This is a genomic window from Nodosilinea sp. FACHB-131 (assembly GCF_014695395.1).
Lineage (GTDB): Bacteria > Cyanobacteriota > Cyanobacteriia > Phormidesmidales > Phormidesmidaceae > Nodosilinea.
Genome location: NZ_JACJOF010000010.1, coordinates 167,566 through 183,172, shown reverse-complemented (window position 1 = coordinate 183,172; position 15,607 = coordinate 167,566). Strand labels below are relative to the sequence as shown.

General features: G+C 57.8%; 16 protein-coding genes. 4 read left to right on the top strand and 12 right to left on the bottom strand.

Annotation, left to right across the window (positions count from 1 at the left end; translation table 11 throughout):
- Nucleotides 1-35: 35 nt before the first annotated feature.
- Complete coding sequence (locus tag H6F75_RS06125; RefSeq protein ID WP_242019755.1) at nucleotides 36-1,085, bottom strand: aromatic ring-hydroxylating dioxygenase subunit alpha; 1,050 nt, start codon at nucleotides 1,083-1,085, stop codon at nucleotides 36-38.
- Nucleotides 1,086-1,245: 160 nt separating this feature from the next.
- On the bottom strand, nucleotides 1,246-3,201 hold the full coding sequence (locus H6F75_RS06120; RefSeq protein WP_190750244.1) for an FAD-dependent oxidoreductase: 1,956 nt from the start codon (nucleotides 3,199-3,201) through the stop codon (nucleotides 1,246-1,248).
- A gap of 200 nt (nucleotides 3,202-3,401) precedes the next feature.
- On the opposite strand from H6F75_RS06120, the gene H6F75_RS06115 reads away from it, so the two are divergent.
- From H6F75_RS06115 to H6F75_RS06100, 4 genes are all read left to right on the top strand, one after another.
- A complete protein-coding gene (locus tag H6F75_RS06115; RefSeq protein WP_190750242.1) occupies nucleotides 3,402-4,175 on the top strand; it encodes an ABC transporter permease in 774 nt (257 codons plus the stop codon).
- A gap of 93 nt (nucleotides 4,176-4,268) precedes the next feature.
- Nucleotides 4,269-5,030, top strand: coding sequence for a glutamine amidotransferase (locus H6F75_RS06110; RefSeq protein ID WP_347710615.1), 762 nt, complete (start codon nucleotides 4,269-4,271; stop codon nucleotides 5,028-5,030).
- Between the two features lie 76 nt (nucleotides 5,031-5,106).
- Complete coding sequence (locus H6F75_RS28740) at nucleotides 5,107-5,988, top strand: NAD(P)-binding domain-containing protein (RefSeq protein ID WP_190750240.1); 882 nt, start codon at nucleotides 5,107-5,109, stop codon at nucleotides 5,986-5,988.
- A 576-nt stretch (nucleotides 5,989-6,564) separates the two neighbouring features.
- Nucleotides 6,565-6,756 carry a DUF2949 domain-containing protein gene (locus H6F75_RS06100; RefSeq protein ID WP_190516164.1) on the top strand — a complete coding sequence of 64 codons (192 nt, stop codon included), beginning with the start codon at nucleotides 6,565-6,567 and terminating at the stop codon, nucleotides 6,754-6,756.
- 229 nt (nucleotides 6,757-6,985) lie between these two features.
- On the opposite strand, the gene H6F75_RS06095 is transcribed toward H6F75_RS06100, so the two are convergent.
- The 10 genes from H6F75_RS06095 to lpdA all read right to left on the bottom strand — a co-directional run bounded on the left by H6F75_RS06095 (nucleotide 6,986) and on the right by lpdA (nucleotide 15,564).
- Nucleotides 6,986-7,528 carry a Uma2 family endonuclease gene (locus H6F75_RS06095; protein ID WP_190750238.1) on the bottom strand — a complete coding sequence of 181 codons (543 nt, stop codon included), beginning with the start codon at nucleotides 7,526-7,528 and terminating at the stop codon, nucleotides 6,986-6,988.
- A gap of 42 nt (nucleotides 7,529-7,570) precedes the next feature.
- Entirely contained in the window at nucleotides 7,571-8,698 is a 1,128-nt protein-coding gene (locus H6F75_RS06090; RefSeq protein ID WP_190750237.1) for an FAD-dependent oxidoreductase, read from the bottom strand.
- A 21-nt stretch (nucleotides 8,699-8,719) separates the two neighbouring features.
- A complete protein-coding gene (gene psbQ / locus H6F75_RS06085) occupies nucleotides 8,720-9,166 on the bottom strand; it encodes a photosystem II protein PsbQ (protein ID WP_242019735.1) in 447 nt (148 codons plus the stop codon).
- Nucleotides 9,167-9,247: 81 nt separating this feature from the next.
- On the bottom strand, nucleotides 9,248-10,132 hold the full coding sequence (gene folP / locus H6F75_RS06080; RefSeq protein WP_190750235.1) for a dihydropteroate synthase: 885 nt from the start codon (nucleotides 10,130-10,132) through the stop codon (nucleotides 9,248-9,250).
- A 142-nt stretch (nucleotides 10,133-10,274) separates the two neighbouring features.
- Nucleotides 10,275-10,997, bottom strand: coding sequence for an ATP-binding cassette domain-containing protein (locus H6F75_RS06075; RefSeq protein WP_190750233.1), 723 nt, complete (start codon nucleotides 10,995-10,997; stop codon nucleotides 10,275-10,277).
- A complete protein-coding gene (locus tag H6F75_RS28970; RefSeq protein WP_190750231.1) occupies nucleotides 10,990-11,649 on the bottom strand; it encodes an amino acid ABC transporter permease in 660 nt (219 codons plus the stop codon). Before H6F75_RS28970 ends, H6F75_RS06075 begins: the two co-directional genes overlap by 8 nt.
- Nucleotides 11,650-11,672: 23 nt before the next feature.
- Nucleotides 11,673-12,473: a transporter substrate-binding domain-containing protein gene (locus H6F75_RS28965; protein WP_190750229.1), complete on the bottom strand. Its 801-nt coding sequence runs from the start codon at nucleotides 12,471-12,473 to the stop codon at nucleotides 11,673-11,675.
- A gap of 198 nt (nucleotides 12,474-12,671) precedes the next feature.
- Entirely contained in the window at nucleotides 12,672-12,941 is a 270-nt protein-coding gene (locus H6F75_RS06060; RefSeq protein ID WP_190750227.1) for a DUF5340 domain-containing protein, read from the bottom strand.
- Nucleotides 12,942-13,001: 60 nt separating this feature from the next.
- Nucleotides 13,002-13,895 carry an indole-3-glycerol phosphate synthase TrpC gene (gene trpC / locus H6F75_RS06055; protein ID WP_190750225.1) on the bottom strand — a complete coding sequence of 298 codons (894 nt, stop codon included), beginning with the start codon at nucleotides 13,893-13,895 and terminating at the stop codon, nucleotides 13,002-13,004.
- Nucleotides 13,896-14,127: 232 nt separating this feature from the next.
- The gene (lpdA, locus tag H6F75_RS06050; RefSeq protein WP_190750223.1) at nucleotides 14,128-15,564 is read right to left on the bottom strand and encodes a dihydrolipoyl dehydrogenase; all 1,437 of its coding nucleotides are present in this window, start codon (nucleotides 15,562-15,564) and stop codon (nucleotides 14,128-14,130) included.
- Between the last annotated feature and the right edge of the window lie 43 nt (nucleotides 15,565-15,607).

Here is a 15,607-nt window from a genome sequence, read left to right as displayed (position 1 = left end):
GCAAGGTGTCAGGTATCTGCCCTAGACCTAACTCCCTACTCCCCCACCCTCCTACTCCCTACTCCCCCACTCTCTGCCGCCTGCTGCCGAATCAACTGCTGCACCGCCGTCAGAGCCCGGTTCAGCTCCGGCCCGCGATAGGTGGGGTGCTGCTCAAAGGCCTGCTGCTCTTGTTCGAGCATTAGCACGTCTTCACGCACCAGCCGCCGCAGCAAAAAGCTGGCCGAGTTGGTAAAAGCCCGTTTGATGAACCGTCGCACGGCCAGGGGGGTTTTGTGCAGCTTTGGAAACCGCTCCAGGGAGGTAAAGTGCAGCAGATAGGCGCGGGTGTGGGTCTCGCTTACCGGGCAAAACAGGCAGTAAATGACGAAGTCATCCCCCAGGGTCGATCGCCAGTGGGGATAGTAGTAGTAGACATCCAGCGGTTCGGGGTGCAGTTGGCGCAAAGGGGGGAAGATGAGTTGCGAAGCCGACCAGATTTTGTCGATGCGGTAGTAGCTTTCGGCGGCGTAGTGGGCATGGACGTGGACATCGTCAGCCTCAAGCTCGGCTAGCACCGGGTTGGCCCATACCTGAGCACCGCCGTGCAGGTGGCCGTGGTACATGTCCATCAAATTCTCAATTAAAAATGAGTAGTGGGCCTGTACGTCGATGGTGGTCAGTGAGCCAATGAAGTTGAGGTGCTCCCACTCGGGCACGCTCAGGGGAGACGTTTGCTCGGCCAGCGCTGCCTCGCCTGGGAAGAGCCAAATAAAGCCGTCTCGCTCTTGCACGGGGTACTGTCGCAGCTGGCAGGTAGGCAGCTTTTGCTGGGGCTCTAAATAGGGCACGTGGGCGCAGCTGCCGTTGGGGGCAAACTGCCAGCCGTGGTAGGCGCAAGCGATGTTGCCGCCCGCGACGGTGCCCTCACTGAGTTTGACCTGGCGGTGGGGGCAGCGATCTTCGAGGGCGATGGGGCTGCCGGTGCGATCGCGGTACAGCACAATCGGCTGGTGCCACAGGCTTACTGCTAGCGGCTGGGCGCTCAATTCTTTGCTCTGGGCCACCACGTACCAGTGGTTGAGGTTGATTCCCAGTTGTCGCAACGGTAGTTTAGGAGCCGCAGCCGCGTGGGGTGTAGGGGAATCTTGACTATTCCCCAAATCCGGCTGTTTGAGGGTTGTGACTGCCGCGTCTCTCTCCAATCCGTCCATCTCACACCTGCCCTATCGCTGAAGACAATCTGCCCATGCCGGGGATAACCCCCTAAATTTTAAGCACCCCTTCGGGATTGACCGAGAGAATGGGGCGGCGCTGCACCCCTTCGCGCTGCAAAATGGCGTTGGCCGCCAGCAAACCGCTGCTCACCGCCCGCTCCATCAGGCCGCAGGGGAAGGGCATGCGCACCCAGTCGCCCGCAAACAGCAGGTTATCGACGGCGGTGGCGGTTTGGGGGCGGTTGGCAAAGCTGCCGGGGGGGAAGCCCGCAAAATTCTTTTGGTTAACCAGCTGGCGGTGCAGAACGGTCGCGCCTCTTAGCTCTGGCACAATTTCGTAGAGCTCGGCCTCAAAGGTGTCGAGAATCTCGGCTTGGGTGGGAAATTCTTTCTCTTTGTAGCAGTAGGCGTGCAGCTCGACGACGCTGCCGCCGGTGCGCTCACCCCAGGCAATGTAGTCGTCTTGAATGCGGTGGTAAAGGGTAATGCTGTCGGTGAGCCGGTAGCCCGAGAGGGAGGTGAACCAGCTGTGCTGCCAGTCGAAGTCGCGATCGAGCCAAAAGCGGCCCACTGCAAAGGGGTCAGCCACCTGGAGCTGATCGATTTGGGAAACTAGGGTAGGTTCTACCTCGCCATCGGATAGCGAAAACAAAGCTTTGATGCCGGGAATGTCAGCGGCCATGACGTAGTAGTCGGCGGTGAGATCGTGGGCGACGTTGGGCACGCCATTGCCGGAGGCGGCAATCAGCTGGATGCGATCGCCCTCTCGCTGCAACACCTCAAACGTTGTCAGATTCTCCCGTGCTGGCCCGGCCAGCACCGCGCCGTCGCTAGCGTAGGCAGCCCCGTGGCAAGGGCAAAGGTAGCCCTCGGAAGTGGTTGTTACCTGGCGCTGCACGCTACAACCTTGGTGGGTGCAGGTCAGCGACAGAGCGGTCTTAGCCCCTGGGGCAACGGAGTAGACGCTGTCGCCCGCGCCGAAATATTCCAGGGTGTCTGAACTCAGCAGGGGGTTGCGATCGACCCAGAAAGGCACCGGATTGACTGCCACGCTGCCTTTCTGGTAAGTCACCCCAGCCACTTTGCCCTCAGCCCAAGCCACTTGGCTCACGGTCACGCCGGTCAGCACCTGGCCGCCATTGGCCTGGATGGCCGCAACCATAGGGTCAACTAGCGATCGCCCCATGTCTTGACGGGTGCCGTTAAAAGCCAGCCCCTCAGGGTTGCCGAAGAAATAGAAGTGAAAGAACTGCATCAGCTCCCCGGCGCTCAGCACATCGGGGGAGTTGAGGCTTGACTTAGCGAAGGGCAAAAAGTAGAGGTCGTAGAGCCCGCGCGGGAAGTCGTTGCCCACCCACTCGGTCACCGATAGCTGGTCGAGGCGTTCGTAGGTTTGAGGATTGCGGAAGCCGGTAATTTCTCGAAACACCTGGAGGTGCTTGAGGTGGGTGAGGTTGATGCCCCACTCCAGCCGATTGGAGGAAGAGATGGCCAGATCGACGATATTCCACGGAAACGCCGAGTTGCTGGGGCGAAAGACTTCGGGGACGTAGTGGTCTTTGTAGACCAGCGAATAGTAGTCGAGGGACTTAAAATTTTGCTGAATGCTCAGCTCGTCGACCAGGCTAAACAGGTTGTAGTACTGGGGGAAAAAGCCGTGGAAGCCGTGCTCCATCATGAAGGAGTCGTCGCCCACCTGGATTGGCCAGCTGGCAATTTTGCCGCCCAGCTGAGGCGATCGCTCCAGCAGCGTTACCGCTATGCCGCGCTGGCTGAGCTCGTAGGCGGCGGCTAGCCCTGCTAGACCCCCGCCAATCACCACTGCTGTTGTGGGCTTGCCGATCTGGGCGGGTAGTTCGAGGCGATCGCGCTGAAACACTGTGGGCTGGGGTTTACTCAGGCGCGAATAGCTCAGCAGTGCTGCTATTCCCCCAACGCCAAATAGTTTGAGGACGTTGCGACGGGCCAGGGTTTGGGCAAACAGCCCCTCTAAGGATTGACTCATCTGAAGTTTTAGGCGTTGCTTGGGTCAGACTCGCTTGGGGGTGTCCCCCAGGGTGTGTGGAGAGCGACTTGGGCATTAACGGTAGCACAGTCTCTCGGCCAGGAGAGGCATCGGGCGCTCCCGGCCAAAGGAGGCTGCATCCCGCGTGAAACCTGTTAAAGACTGTAGTATTAAGTTGCCTTTACAGTCTACTCATCCTGATGAAATACGCGCGAGAAACCCTGGCGGTTGCCCAGCGAATTTTAGTCGAGCTGTGGCGGCGGCGGCGCAGTCTGGTTTTTTGGGCAATTTTCCCGGTTATTCTGCTAATTCTCAATAGTTTGATCCTGCAAGAGCGGTTGCAAATCACCTTGGCCGAGGCCTACACCCAGGCGGCTCCCTCAACCTTGGTGGGGGCGGCGCTGTTCTTTAGTGGGCTGGGTGGCAGCGTCGCTACGGTGGTCTCAGAGCGCGAGCAAAAGACGCTGAAGCGCCTGTTTCTGTCGCCCTTGAGCGGGGTGTCGTATTTTTTAGGCATCTGCCTGGCCTACGGGGTGATTGGGCTGGCTCAGGCGGCCTTGGTGTATGCGATCGCCCTCTCCCAGGGGGCCACCCTCGACGGCAACCCCCTCGCCAACCTGTTGATTGTGGGGCTCAGCATTGCCGCCTATGTGGGGGTGGGGTTTGTGCTGGGCACCCAGCTAGCTCGCCGCACTGAAGACGTCAACGCCCTGATTGCGGCCTTTGGCATTCCGCTGATGATTTTGGGTGGCACCTTTTTGCCCACGGCGTTTTTTCCGGATTCCCTGGCTCAACTCACTCGGTATAACCCCATCTACCACATGATCGAAGCCCTCTCGGGGGTGGTAGTCGAGGGCAGCACCCTATCAGATGTGGGTGAGCATGTGCAGTTTTTGGGGCTGTTTGCGATCGCCATGGTAGTCGCTGGCTGGCTAGCCTATCGCCGCATGGTGCAGGTTGAGCGTCAGCTCTAGGGGCTACTGGGCGCTCCGCTTCCCTGACTGAAGCGATACAGTGGTAACCATGCTTGCCCCGTACTACAGTTGCCAAAAGAATTGCGCCCTACCGTGAGTTCCAACTATCCAGTTTTAGCGGTTACGCACCAGCCCACCTCAAACCCCGGTCGGGTGGGACAGGTGCTACAGGAGCTGGGATTTGATCTTGATATTCGCTGTCCGGCTGCCGGACAGCCATTGCCCACCACCCTAGAACACCACAGCGGTACGGTGGTATTTGGTGGCCCCATGAGCGCCAACGACGAGCACTTAGATTTTATTGCTCAAGAGCTCGACTGGATTGCCCTCGCCCTCGCCGCCGAAAAACCCTACCTGGGCATTTGTCTAGGAGCACAGCTGCTGGCTCGCGCCCTGGGTGCCTCCGTCACGCCCCACCCCACAGGCCAGCGCGAAATTGGCTACTACCCCATTCTGCCGACCCCAGCAGGCCAAGAGGTGTTTCCCGGTCCGCTGATAGTCTACCAGTGGCATCAGGAGGGGTTTATGCTGCCCCAGGGTAGCCAGTTGCTGGCCACCGGCAGCACCTTTCCCCATCAGGCGTTTCGCTACGGCCACCGGGCCTACGGGTTGCAGTTTCATCCCGAAATTACCGCTACGATGGTCAACCATTGGACGACCGAAGGGGCCGACCATCTAGCCTATCCCGGTGCCCAGGGGCGGGCCTACCACCTCAGCCAGCATCGCCTCTACAGCGCGGCAGTAGGGCGCTGGCTGAAGCCGTTTTTAGCGGGCTGGCTAGGGCTCCCCGCCCAGGCCGAGACTCCAGGGGGGCAGTACCATCCTATTCATCGCAGCGCCCAAGGGATTGTCTAACGTTTACGGTTGTGGCCCACAAGCTATGGCCGCAACTAGCTAAATCGTTCCATTTTCAAGCAGGAGGACAGCGCAGGTGAATATTGGGGTAATTGGCACCGGGTTAATGGGGTCGCCCATGGCCCTCAGGCTGCTGTCGGCAGGCCACAAAGTTTGGGTCTACAACCGCACTCCAGAACGGCTCATACCTCTAGAGCTGGCGGGGGCAAAGGTCTGTGCCACGCCCCTAGCGCTAATTCAGAACGTGGAAGCCGTTATCTTTATGGTCACCAATGGGGAGGCAGTGCGATCGCTGCTTGAATCCATGGGTTTGGGGAATTGCGAAGCGCCCCTAAGCCATAAAGCCATCATTCAGATGGGCACCATTGCCCCCGCCGAAAGTCAGCAGCTCAGCCAAGTGGTGGCCCAAGCTGGGGGCACCTACCTTGAAGCCCCAGTTTTGGGCAGCATCCCCGAAGCTAAAAACGGCAAGCTGATCATTATGGCCGGAGCCGAAAACGAGGCCTATCAACGCTGGCAGCCCCTGCTGGAATGCTTGGGCACCACTCTCTACCATGTCGGCCCCGTGGGCAGCGCCGCCACCCTCAAGCTGACCATGAATCAGCTGATTGGCTCGCTCACCGCCGCCTTTGCTCAAAGTCTAGGACTAGTGCAGGCGGCCGGCATTGACGTCGATATCTTCATGGCGGTGTTGCGTCAGAGCGCCCTCTACGCCCCCACCTTCGACAAAAAGCTGCACCGCATGCAGACCCGCCAGTTCGCTGACCCCAACTTTCCGACCAAACACCTGCTAAAGGATATGGGGTTGTTTGTGGCTGCCGCTAAGGCCGCCGGGCTTTCCCCCTTCCCCGCCGAGAGTGTGCGTCAGCTGGTCGAGCAGGCTATGCAGGCCGGGTTCGACGACGATGACTATGCTGCCCTATTCAATATTGTCAGCCCCTTGCCTAAACCAGAGTAGGCTATGGCCTTTGGAGAAAGCTCAGCTAACTTTGTCCGAGGACCCTGGGTTTGACCCTAGCCAGCCTGCTGCCGCCTTGGCTAAGCTGTTCTGCATCATCCCTGGTTGCGGTAGCTATGCGCCTTTGTGCCACCCTGCTTTAGCCAGGAGCAGTGGCTAGCAGCCTAAGCACGGTAGCCACCACTATACTTGGGCTCCAATTTCGGTGGGCAAACTTCTCCACGACGGGCGTTTAGTCAAAATTGTTCTGAAGTTTGACAAATATTACGGGTTTCAACATTCCGTAAAGCTGTATCCGAGTTTTTGTGTTATTTTTGGGCATCTTTTATCACAGCCAAAAGTGACAACTACTGAGCGTTGCCCCGGAAACATCAAGGGTTGAGGGGTAGTTGTCTCTCAGTAGGCCCACAATGGCGGTGAGTTTCCCCTATCCCGGGTTAGCTCACTTATCGGCGGCGATGTGATAAAAGTTCAGTTAATCCATCGCGAAATCATTGTTGCCACGGTTGCATCCTTGTGTAAAATCGTGGGCAATATCTGCAAACCCCAGCGCCCCTTTAAGGAGGTGAGACTTATATGACGGTGAGCACTCAACCCAATCTCATTCGGTTTCTACAAGATGAATTAGCTATTTCGACGGCCTCAATTCAGGTCGCTTTAAAGCACAGCGAGCAAGACCCTGGCCCGTTACCCATGATTCTGTGGCAGTACGGCTTAATAACCCTAGAGCAACTAGAGCAGATCTATGACTGGATGGAAGCGGCATAAGCTAAAGGCAACCCCTGCCTGCTTGTTGAGAGGCGTAGCACTGGCTGCGCCTCTTGCCGTTTTTAGAGACCCCTTTAGAATCACTCCAGAATTATATCAAATCCGCCTATTTAGGAATAATTAGCTTACGGCATCTAGCCACCAGTGAAAGCCTGTTAGCCCTTTGCTTAGGCATTGCACAGTTCTGATTGCAATTCCTCTAATTATGCTCCTCCAGACGGACTCGATATTACTCGAATACCAAGGGCCACAGGTCAGCTACGGCCACCCCCCATCCCGGCAGCAGGTCGGGCACTGCTAGGCGATCGCCGTCCCCTAAAAGAATCGCTTCATCCCCGGCTCGATACACCTCTACACACCGAGCTTCAGGGTCAATGAGAATGCCTACCTGGGTACCCAGGGCCAGAAAATCTTGAATTTTGCTCCGCAGCTTCGTCAGTTTGTCCGTTGGCGATTTCACCTCGACCATCAGGTCGGGGGCGAGTTCCGCAAAGGAACGAGGGCTGCGCCGTAGTCGCCCAGCTTTGACAAACGAAACGTCGGGAGCGCGGGTGTCGGCGTTAGGCAGTATGAAACCAGCGCTAGAACCCGTGACTCGACCGAGCTGACGAGGGCGTACCCAGTTGCCAAGCACTCGCGCCAGTTCAATCGAGACCTCGTCTGACTCGTAGCTAGAGGGGCTCATAATCGTCACCTCACCATCCACCAACTCCATTCGATAGTCGGGGTGTGCAGCTTGAAGTCTCTCTAATTCGTGAATGGTTAGCGCCATGACCTAACCCTCGCAGCGGAAGTATTTGCTTCATCATAACCATCAGCCTAGCTGCTCTAAAAGGTCACGGATTGCTAGAGCAGTAGCGGGGGCGAGGAGGACGCCGTTGCGGTAGTGGCCGGTGGCCAGCCAGATATTGCTGTAGCCCGCCAAAGATTGGATAACTGGAGCCGCTTGGCCTTGGGGTCGGGGGCGGAGGCCAGACCAGCGTTGGGTAATCTTGCCTGTCGCTAGGGCTGGGCAGTAGGCAACTGCACCAGCTAACACCTCATCCAGTCGCTCGGTCTCGGGCTTCATAGCTAGAGCTTCGTCTAAGCCGGTATCGGGCGGAAACTCTACCGTAGCTCCCACCCAGTAGTCACCGTCGCCTAGGGGCACCAGGTGAATGTCGTTGCCGTTGACCACGGGCTGAAAGTCAGAGTGTTCTAGCGGCTTGTCCAGGTGAAGGCGGAGGGCCTGGCCCAGCACAGGACCAACATTAATGGGGTGGTGGAGAGTTTGCGTGAGGGGTAGGGTGCCTAATCCTGCTGAGATTACGATCGCATCTGATGCAAAGCTTTGATTTGAAGTATGCACAGCGGCACAGCGACGGTTTTCCTGAGGTAAAGCTTCTACCTCAGCCCCATCAAACCCCACCACAGGCTGGCCAAAGTAGAACTTAACCCCGTTCGCCTGGGCACCGACTACCAGTGCCAGCGTGAGATCCGTAGGACTAACCTGAAAATCTTGAGGCGAGTAGATGCCAGCGACGACTCCAGCCGTGCTGAGGTGGGGACAGCGATCGCCCACCTGCTCCGGTTCCCACAATTTCAGCCCATATCCCTGCTGGTGGCGAATTGCCTGAAGCGATCGCCACCGGGGCAGGTCCTCCGCCGCAAAACACAGGCTGAGAATACCGTGGGTATTGTGTTGGATAGTTCGCCCTGTTAGCGCTTCTAATTCTTGAATCAGGGTTTGGTAGCGCTTTAGGCTGCGCTCTCGCAGCTGCCAGTTGCGGCCTTTCACCTTGTGGCTAATCACCGCCATACCCACGCCTAGGGCAGCGGCGGTGGATCCCTGGGCTGGAGCCGTCTGATCGATTACCGTGACCTGAACCCCTTGGCAGAGGCTCAGTTCGTAGGCGATCGCGGCCCCCACAACGCCGCAGCCAATAACAGTGATTTGCTTCAAGGGAGGGTGAACTGCGTCAGTCTATTGAAACGTCGGCACCAGACTCAAGAATGCGTCAAAGTCGTCTAGAGCATTACGGTACTCTTGACCGGCGATCACCTGCTGGTTGTTAGCGGCGGCTTCATCTAGGCGCTCTAGGTGAGAGTAGATTTCCTTGGCAAGGGTCTGGGCTTGGGGCTTGTCTTTGGTTAGCAATGTGCCCGCCAGCCGGTTAACCCGCGTCCGCATTTCGCCCATGGGGCCGTGGATGAAGCTCTGCACGTTCACCCAGTCTTTCTTTTGAATGTAGCCCTGCAGCTCGGGGAAGCGATCGCGCAGCTCGGCTACAGCAGGGGTATACAGCTCTACCTGCTGCAATAGCTCTGGGGTATAGGTCGTCGGTATCTTAGCCGCTGGGCCACCGCAGGCCACCAGGCAGGAGGCTACTACCGCCAGCAAAATTCCCAAAAGAGGTCTGAAGCGTCCCATAGTTAACCTTTGCGCTCTCTACATCAGTCGTCTGTATTTTACGCCGCTATGGGCTTCTTACAAACCTATTGAGGCCGTGTATTACGGGGTTAATAGTCCTCGCCACACCGCGTCGGCCACTCGACACACATCGTGCATCTCAGCCCCATCGTGAACGCGGATGATGTCAGCCCCACCAGCGATCGCCGCACAACAGGCCGCTGCCGTGCCCCACACCCGCTGCTGGGGGTCGGGCTGGTCTAAAATCCAGCCGATAAAGCTCTTGCGGGAGGGGCCGACCAGCAGCGGCCGCCCCAGATCGCGAAACCGATTGAGCTGCCGCAGCAGTTCTAGGCTCTGGGCAGAGGTTTTGGCAAAGCCGAGACCGGGGTCAACGGCAATCTTGCTGGGTTTAACGCCCACCGCGATCGCCGCTTCGATCTGGTGCTGCAAAAACTCGTGGATCTCGCCCACCAGATCGTGGTAGTCGGTGCGCTGCTGCATGGTAATTGGCGTACCCCGCAGGTGCATAATCATGATCGGAACACCCAGGTCGGCCACCGTCGAGAGCATGCCATTGTCGTAGGTGCCCGCCGAGATGTCGTTGACAATGTCGGCCCCAGCCTTGACTGCCGCTCGCGCCACCGACGACCGGGTAGTATCCACCGAGATAATTGCCTGGGCCAGGGTGTCGTCGTCATCTCGACGAATCGCCTCAATCACCGGGATCACCCGTTCTAGCTCTTCCGTACGGGAAATTGACTCGGCCCCCGGTCGGGTAGACTGGCCGCCAATATCGAGAATATCGGTGCCGTGGTGTACCAGATGGCGCGCCTGGGCCAGGGCTCGCTCAACGGTGTTAAATTGGCCGCCGTCGCTAAAGCTGTCAGGGGTGACGTTGAGCACCCCCATTAAATAGGTGCGGCTGCCCCAGGTCAAGGTGCGATCGCGAATATTCCAGGGAGCCGGCACCGTAAGCAAAGACATGATAAGTTACTCAGCTAGAACCTCTGCCTAGCTTAGACGAATTAGGGGGTTGGGCGTTGGGGTTTTGGGCCAAGGGTATAGGGTTCAAGGTATACGGCTTGCAATTCCACGGTTTTGCCCTACACCCTATACCCTGCACCCTCTACAACACCTTTTCTAAAAACTGCTGGGCGCGATCGCTCTTGGGGGCACTAAAAAACACATCCGGCGGCGCGTCTTCCACTAGGTAGCCACCATCGAGAAACAGCACCCGGTTGGCCACCTCCCGAGCAAAGCCCATCTCGTGGGTGACAATTGCCATGGTGATGCCCGTTCTGACCAGTGCCTTCATCACATCCAGCACTTCTTTTACCATCTCGGGGTCAAGGGCGCTGGTGGGTTCGTCAAATAGCATCACATCGGGCTCCATGGCCAGGGCGCGGGCGATCGCCACCCGCTGCTTCTGCCCCCCCGACAGTCGCGACGGGTACTGGTCAGCTTTTTCCGCTAGACCGACCTTGTTGAGCAGATCCATGGCAATTTTGCTGGCATCGGCCTTCGAGAGCCCCCGCACCTTCATCGGCGCGTAGGTGAGGTTGCCCATCACTGTTTTGTGGGGAAACAGGTTGAAATGCTGAAACACCATGCCCACATTCTGGCGCACCTTGAGAATGTCGCACTTGGGCGAGGTAATATCGACGTCACCGACAAAGATGTGCCCGGCCGTGGGCACCTCCAGCAGGTTAATGCAGCGCAGCAGGGTCGACTTGCCCGACCCTGAGGGGCCGATAATGGCAACCACTTCCCCGCTGTCTACTTCGGTAGAAATATCCTTTAGCACCTCCAGTGGCCCAAAAGACTTAACTAAATGCTCGATTCTAATCACTGCGGCGCATCCTCCGCTCAAGAACGTTAGCAGCCTGGGTCAGCCCCATCACCATGACGTAGTAAATCACCCCCACCACCAGCAGCGGCTCAAAATAGAGGAAGGTTTGCCCCGCCACCACCTGGGCTCGCCGCATTAGGTCTAATACTCCAATGGTAGACACCAGGGCCGAATCTTTTAGTAGCGCAATGGTCTCATTCACCAGGGCGGGCAAAATATTCTTAAAGGCCTGGGGCAAAATAATGTCGAGCATCATCGGCCGATAGGGCACCCCAAGAGACATTGAGGCCTCCCGCTGCCCTTTATCCACCGCCATAATGCCGGCCCGAATAGTCTCAGAACTGTAGGCGGCCGAGTTGAGCGAAAAGGTAAACACCCCCGCCTCAATCGGCGTAATCTTGTAGCCAATTAGCTGGGGGGTGGCAAAATACACCAGCGCCAGCTGCAAAATCAGCGGCGTACCCCGAAAAATCGAGGTATAGAACTCCGCAAACCACCGCAGCGGCTTGATGTTAGAGATCTTAAGCAGCGACAGCAGGGTACCTAGGGCAAACCCAAACAGCGCTGACAGCACCGTAAACCTGAGGGTAACCAGAATGCCGTTCAGGATGAAGGGCAGCGACGGAATAATTTGGCCGAAGTCTAAGTTCATGGGGTTAGGTTGATAGGGCTAGACTACTCAGCCCCGTCGCCAAACCATTTGACAATCAGCTCTTCCATCAAGCCGCTCGACTCCATTTCGGCCAGCACTCGGTTGAATTCGCTGGTCAGTTCAGAGTCTTTAGGAAAGGCCACAGCAGAGCCCACCGGCCCCTCTGCGGGAATTTCTACGGCTTCCAGGTCGGGGTTGTTGGCCAAAAAGCCAGTGGCCACGGTGTCTTCGATAATGGCGGCATCAATGCGGCCCGACTTCAGCTCCTGCACAATCTCGTTGATGCGGTTGAGCGGAGACAGCTCCATACCAGGGGTTTCTGCCGCCAGGTCTTCAGCCAGCCCCTCTTGAATTGAGCCCAGCTGCACCCCAACGGTTTTGCCTTCTAAGTCGTCTGGGGTGGCAATGCCAGCCCCGGCCGGAAATACAATATTCTGCTTGGCGTCGTAGTAAATCTCAGAAAAATCGACGTTTTGCTTGCGCTCTTCGGTGGGGGTCATGCCCGCCATCACAAAGTCGGCCCGCCCCGCCTGCAGCGCCGGAATGAGGCCATTGAAATCGATGTTGCTGATCTCTAGCTCGTAGCCCAGTTCTTCGGCAATGTGACGGGCAATATCGACGTCAAAGCCAACAATTTCTTCAGTGCCGCCGGCGGTTTCAACAAACTCGTAGGGGGGGTAGTCGGCGGAGGTAGCCATGGTTAAAACGCCGCCCCCAGCTTCATCACCGCCGGCTGACTCACTGCCGCCGCCGCAGGCTGTGGTTAATCCGATGGTGGCCAGGGCAACAGCCGTGGTGGATGCTAGAAACCAGCGTCGTTTCATGGTCTTTCCTCACAAACTATTCAGGGCAGATGGGGCAGCGGTTGCCCAGTCAGCAGTCATACTCTAGGGCAAAAACACACCTTCTGGCCAGCACCCAACGAGGAGTAGGCCCATCAACTCCAGAGTGAACTTTATGTAGCTTGCAGAGAAAAAACTCCACTGGAAGTAGGGAAAACTACCGTTTTGCCAAGTCTTGCCTTAAGGAGCGACGTCCTTGGGCAAAAAGCGATCGCCCAGCTGGTTGGTCGACCACTGATATTCAACATCGATTTTGACTTGTCTACAGGTTTCTTCGAGCTGGCGCTGCTGCGACAAAGCCTTGCGCAGGGCAACGATCAGCTCCTGCACTTGCACCCGAATCTGAGGATTTTGGTAGGCCACCGACATAGTTTGCTGCTCTAGCAGTCGTAGCAGCAGTTCGTAGTGAATGTGAGAGGGGAGTGGGAGCGGTTTGCCTAGATTTGCCATTGCGGTGCCCCAGGGTGAGATCTGTTGATTAAACCAGGAAGTCGTTAAAGACTTCAGTATCTAGTCCGTATTTTTTTCATAAAGCTGATCAATGGCTAGCCCTGGGTCAGGCTGACGAATCAGCGACTCGCCCACTAGCACTGCTGCCGCACCAGCCGCTGTTACCGCCCGCAGGTCTGCCGGGGTGTGAATACCTGACTCGCTAACCAGCAGAGCATTGCTGGCGGCCAGGGCCTCACGCCGCACCTCAATCAGCTCTGCGGTGGTCTCTAGGCGGGTGGTAAAGGTTTCCAAATCGCGGTTGTTGATGCCAATTAGCGCCAGATTCGGCACCGCCAGCACCCGATCTAACTCCTCCAAGGTGTGAACTTCAACCAGCACCGCCATCCCCAACGCTTTGGCAATCTGTGCAAAGTAAACCAGATCTTGGTCAGAGAGAATGGCGGCAATCAGCAGCACCGCGTCGGCCCCCTTAGACCGAGCCAGATACATTTGGTAGGGGTAGATGATGAACTCTTTGCACAGCAGCGGCAGGTCAACCACTTCCCGAATCTGGGTCAGGTAGTCAAAGTCTCCCTGAAAGAAGGTCTTGTCGGTGAGCACCGAGAGGCAGGTGGCTCCGTGGGCGGCGTAGGTCTGGGCGATCGCTACCGGGTCAAAGTCAGGCCGCATTACCCCCTGGCTGGGAGAGGCCTTTTTCACCTCAGCAATCAGCGCTGGCGTGGTGCGACCGTCGCGCAGAGCGGCAACAAAGTCGCGGGGCGGGGGGGCATCGAGCACCTGTCGCTGCAAATCGGCCAGGGGTAGGCGCTCCCGCAGCTGAGCGACCTCCGTCTCCTTCTGCCAAACGATTTCTTCTAGGATGTTTTGGGGTTCGGCATCGTCCACTTTGATTTGGTATTGCAAGTGTTTGACCGCAACAGCGGGGTTGGGAGGGCGGCGGCGAATCTTCATCTTTGGGGTTTGATATGGGCGATCTTGAACGGTAGGGTGGGCATTGCCCACCCCTGTCTGGGTTAACTACCAGTTTCTAAATTGTAGGGTGGGACACCACTCACCATCTTTTGAGCGCATCATCAGACCGTAAACTTGTTGTCCGGCCGATAGCACTATTCCTGCCCCTAGTCTTACCCGCCTAAAGCCGGGCTGGGGCAGATGGTGGGCAATGCCCACCCTACATAAGCGCCTAGGCCGAGACTACCACCGCTCGCTTAAAGGCTTCGTCGAGCACCTCCGAGAGGGTGGGGTGAGTATGGACACAGAACGACAATTCGGTTACGGTCTGGCCGTTGGCGATCGCATTGGCCGCTTCCTGAATCAGATCCGCCGCGTGCATACCAATGATGTGAGCGCCGAGAATTTCGCCGGTGTCCTTGCGGTAGATCACCTTGGCGAGCCCGTCGCCCTCGCCCTCGGCTAGGGCCTTAGAGTTGCCCTTAAAGTAGGTCTTCACGGTGTCAATGGCATACCCCTCGGCCTCGCCCAGGGTTTTGGCAGCGGGTTCCGTCATCCCCACAAAGCTGACCTCAGGGTGGGTAAAGGCCGCCGCCGGAATGCTGAGGTAGTTGATCTGGCGCGGCTCGCCGCAGATAGTTTCTACGGTGAGAATGCCCTGGGCTGAGGCGGCGTGGGCCAGCATCATTTTGCCGGTGGCGTCACCGATCGCCCATAGGTGAGGTACGGGCTGGCCGTCCCGCAGCACTTGCAGGTGATCGTCCACCGGAATAAAGCCCCGGCGATCGGCTTCGACGCCTACCTTCTCCAACCCTAAATCCTTAGTGGCGGGAATGCGCCCCGTGGCGACCAGGCAGGCGTCCACTTCCAGGGTTTCAACCACTTCACGGGTTTCGCGATTGGCGAGCTCAATTACCACCGGCGAGCCGGGAGTGACCTTTTGGGCAATCACCCCAGCGCGGGTTTCGATGTCGCGGGGGGCAATTAGCACTCGCTGGGCGATCTTAGCAATGTCGGGGTCGAAGGTGGGCATCAGCTGATCCAGGGCTTCGATGATGGTGACTTCGCAGCCCAGGGCCGTGTAGACATCCGAAAACTCTAGGCCGATGTAGCCGCTACCAATGATCGCGATCCAGTCGGGCAGCCAGTCAAGCTTCAGGGCTTCGTCGCTGGTAAAGACGGTTTTGCCGTCGATCTCAATGCCGGGGGGCACAAAGGGCACCGAGCCGGGCGACAGAATGATATCTTTGGCCGTAACAATCTTTTCGCCGTCGGGGGTAGCGATCGCCGCCTTCTGCTCCCCTGCCAGCCGTGCCCAGCCCTTAATGATATCGACCCCCAGCCGGGTGAGGCTGTTGGTCATATCGCCCTGGATCTTGCTGACCAGGTTTTTGGCGTGGTCGGCAATGGCCTCGCGATCGTAGGTGACATTGCCCACCGAAATGCCAAGGGACTTGAGGTGGTGTTCGTTGCGCAGCTCTCGCACTCGGCCCGACGCTGCCAGCAGCGCCTTAGAGGGAATGCAGCCCCGATTCACGCAGGTGCCCCCCATCACATCGGCTTCAACAATAGCCGTCTTTAACCCCCGCTTCACCGCGTGCAGAGCAGCCCCGTGGCCCCCTACCCCAGCACCAATAATCAGCAGGTCGTAATCAAATGCGTCGCTCACAGCAGGCTCCTGAACAGGTAATCCAATAATCCAAACAGGGTCG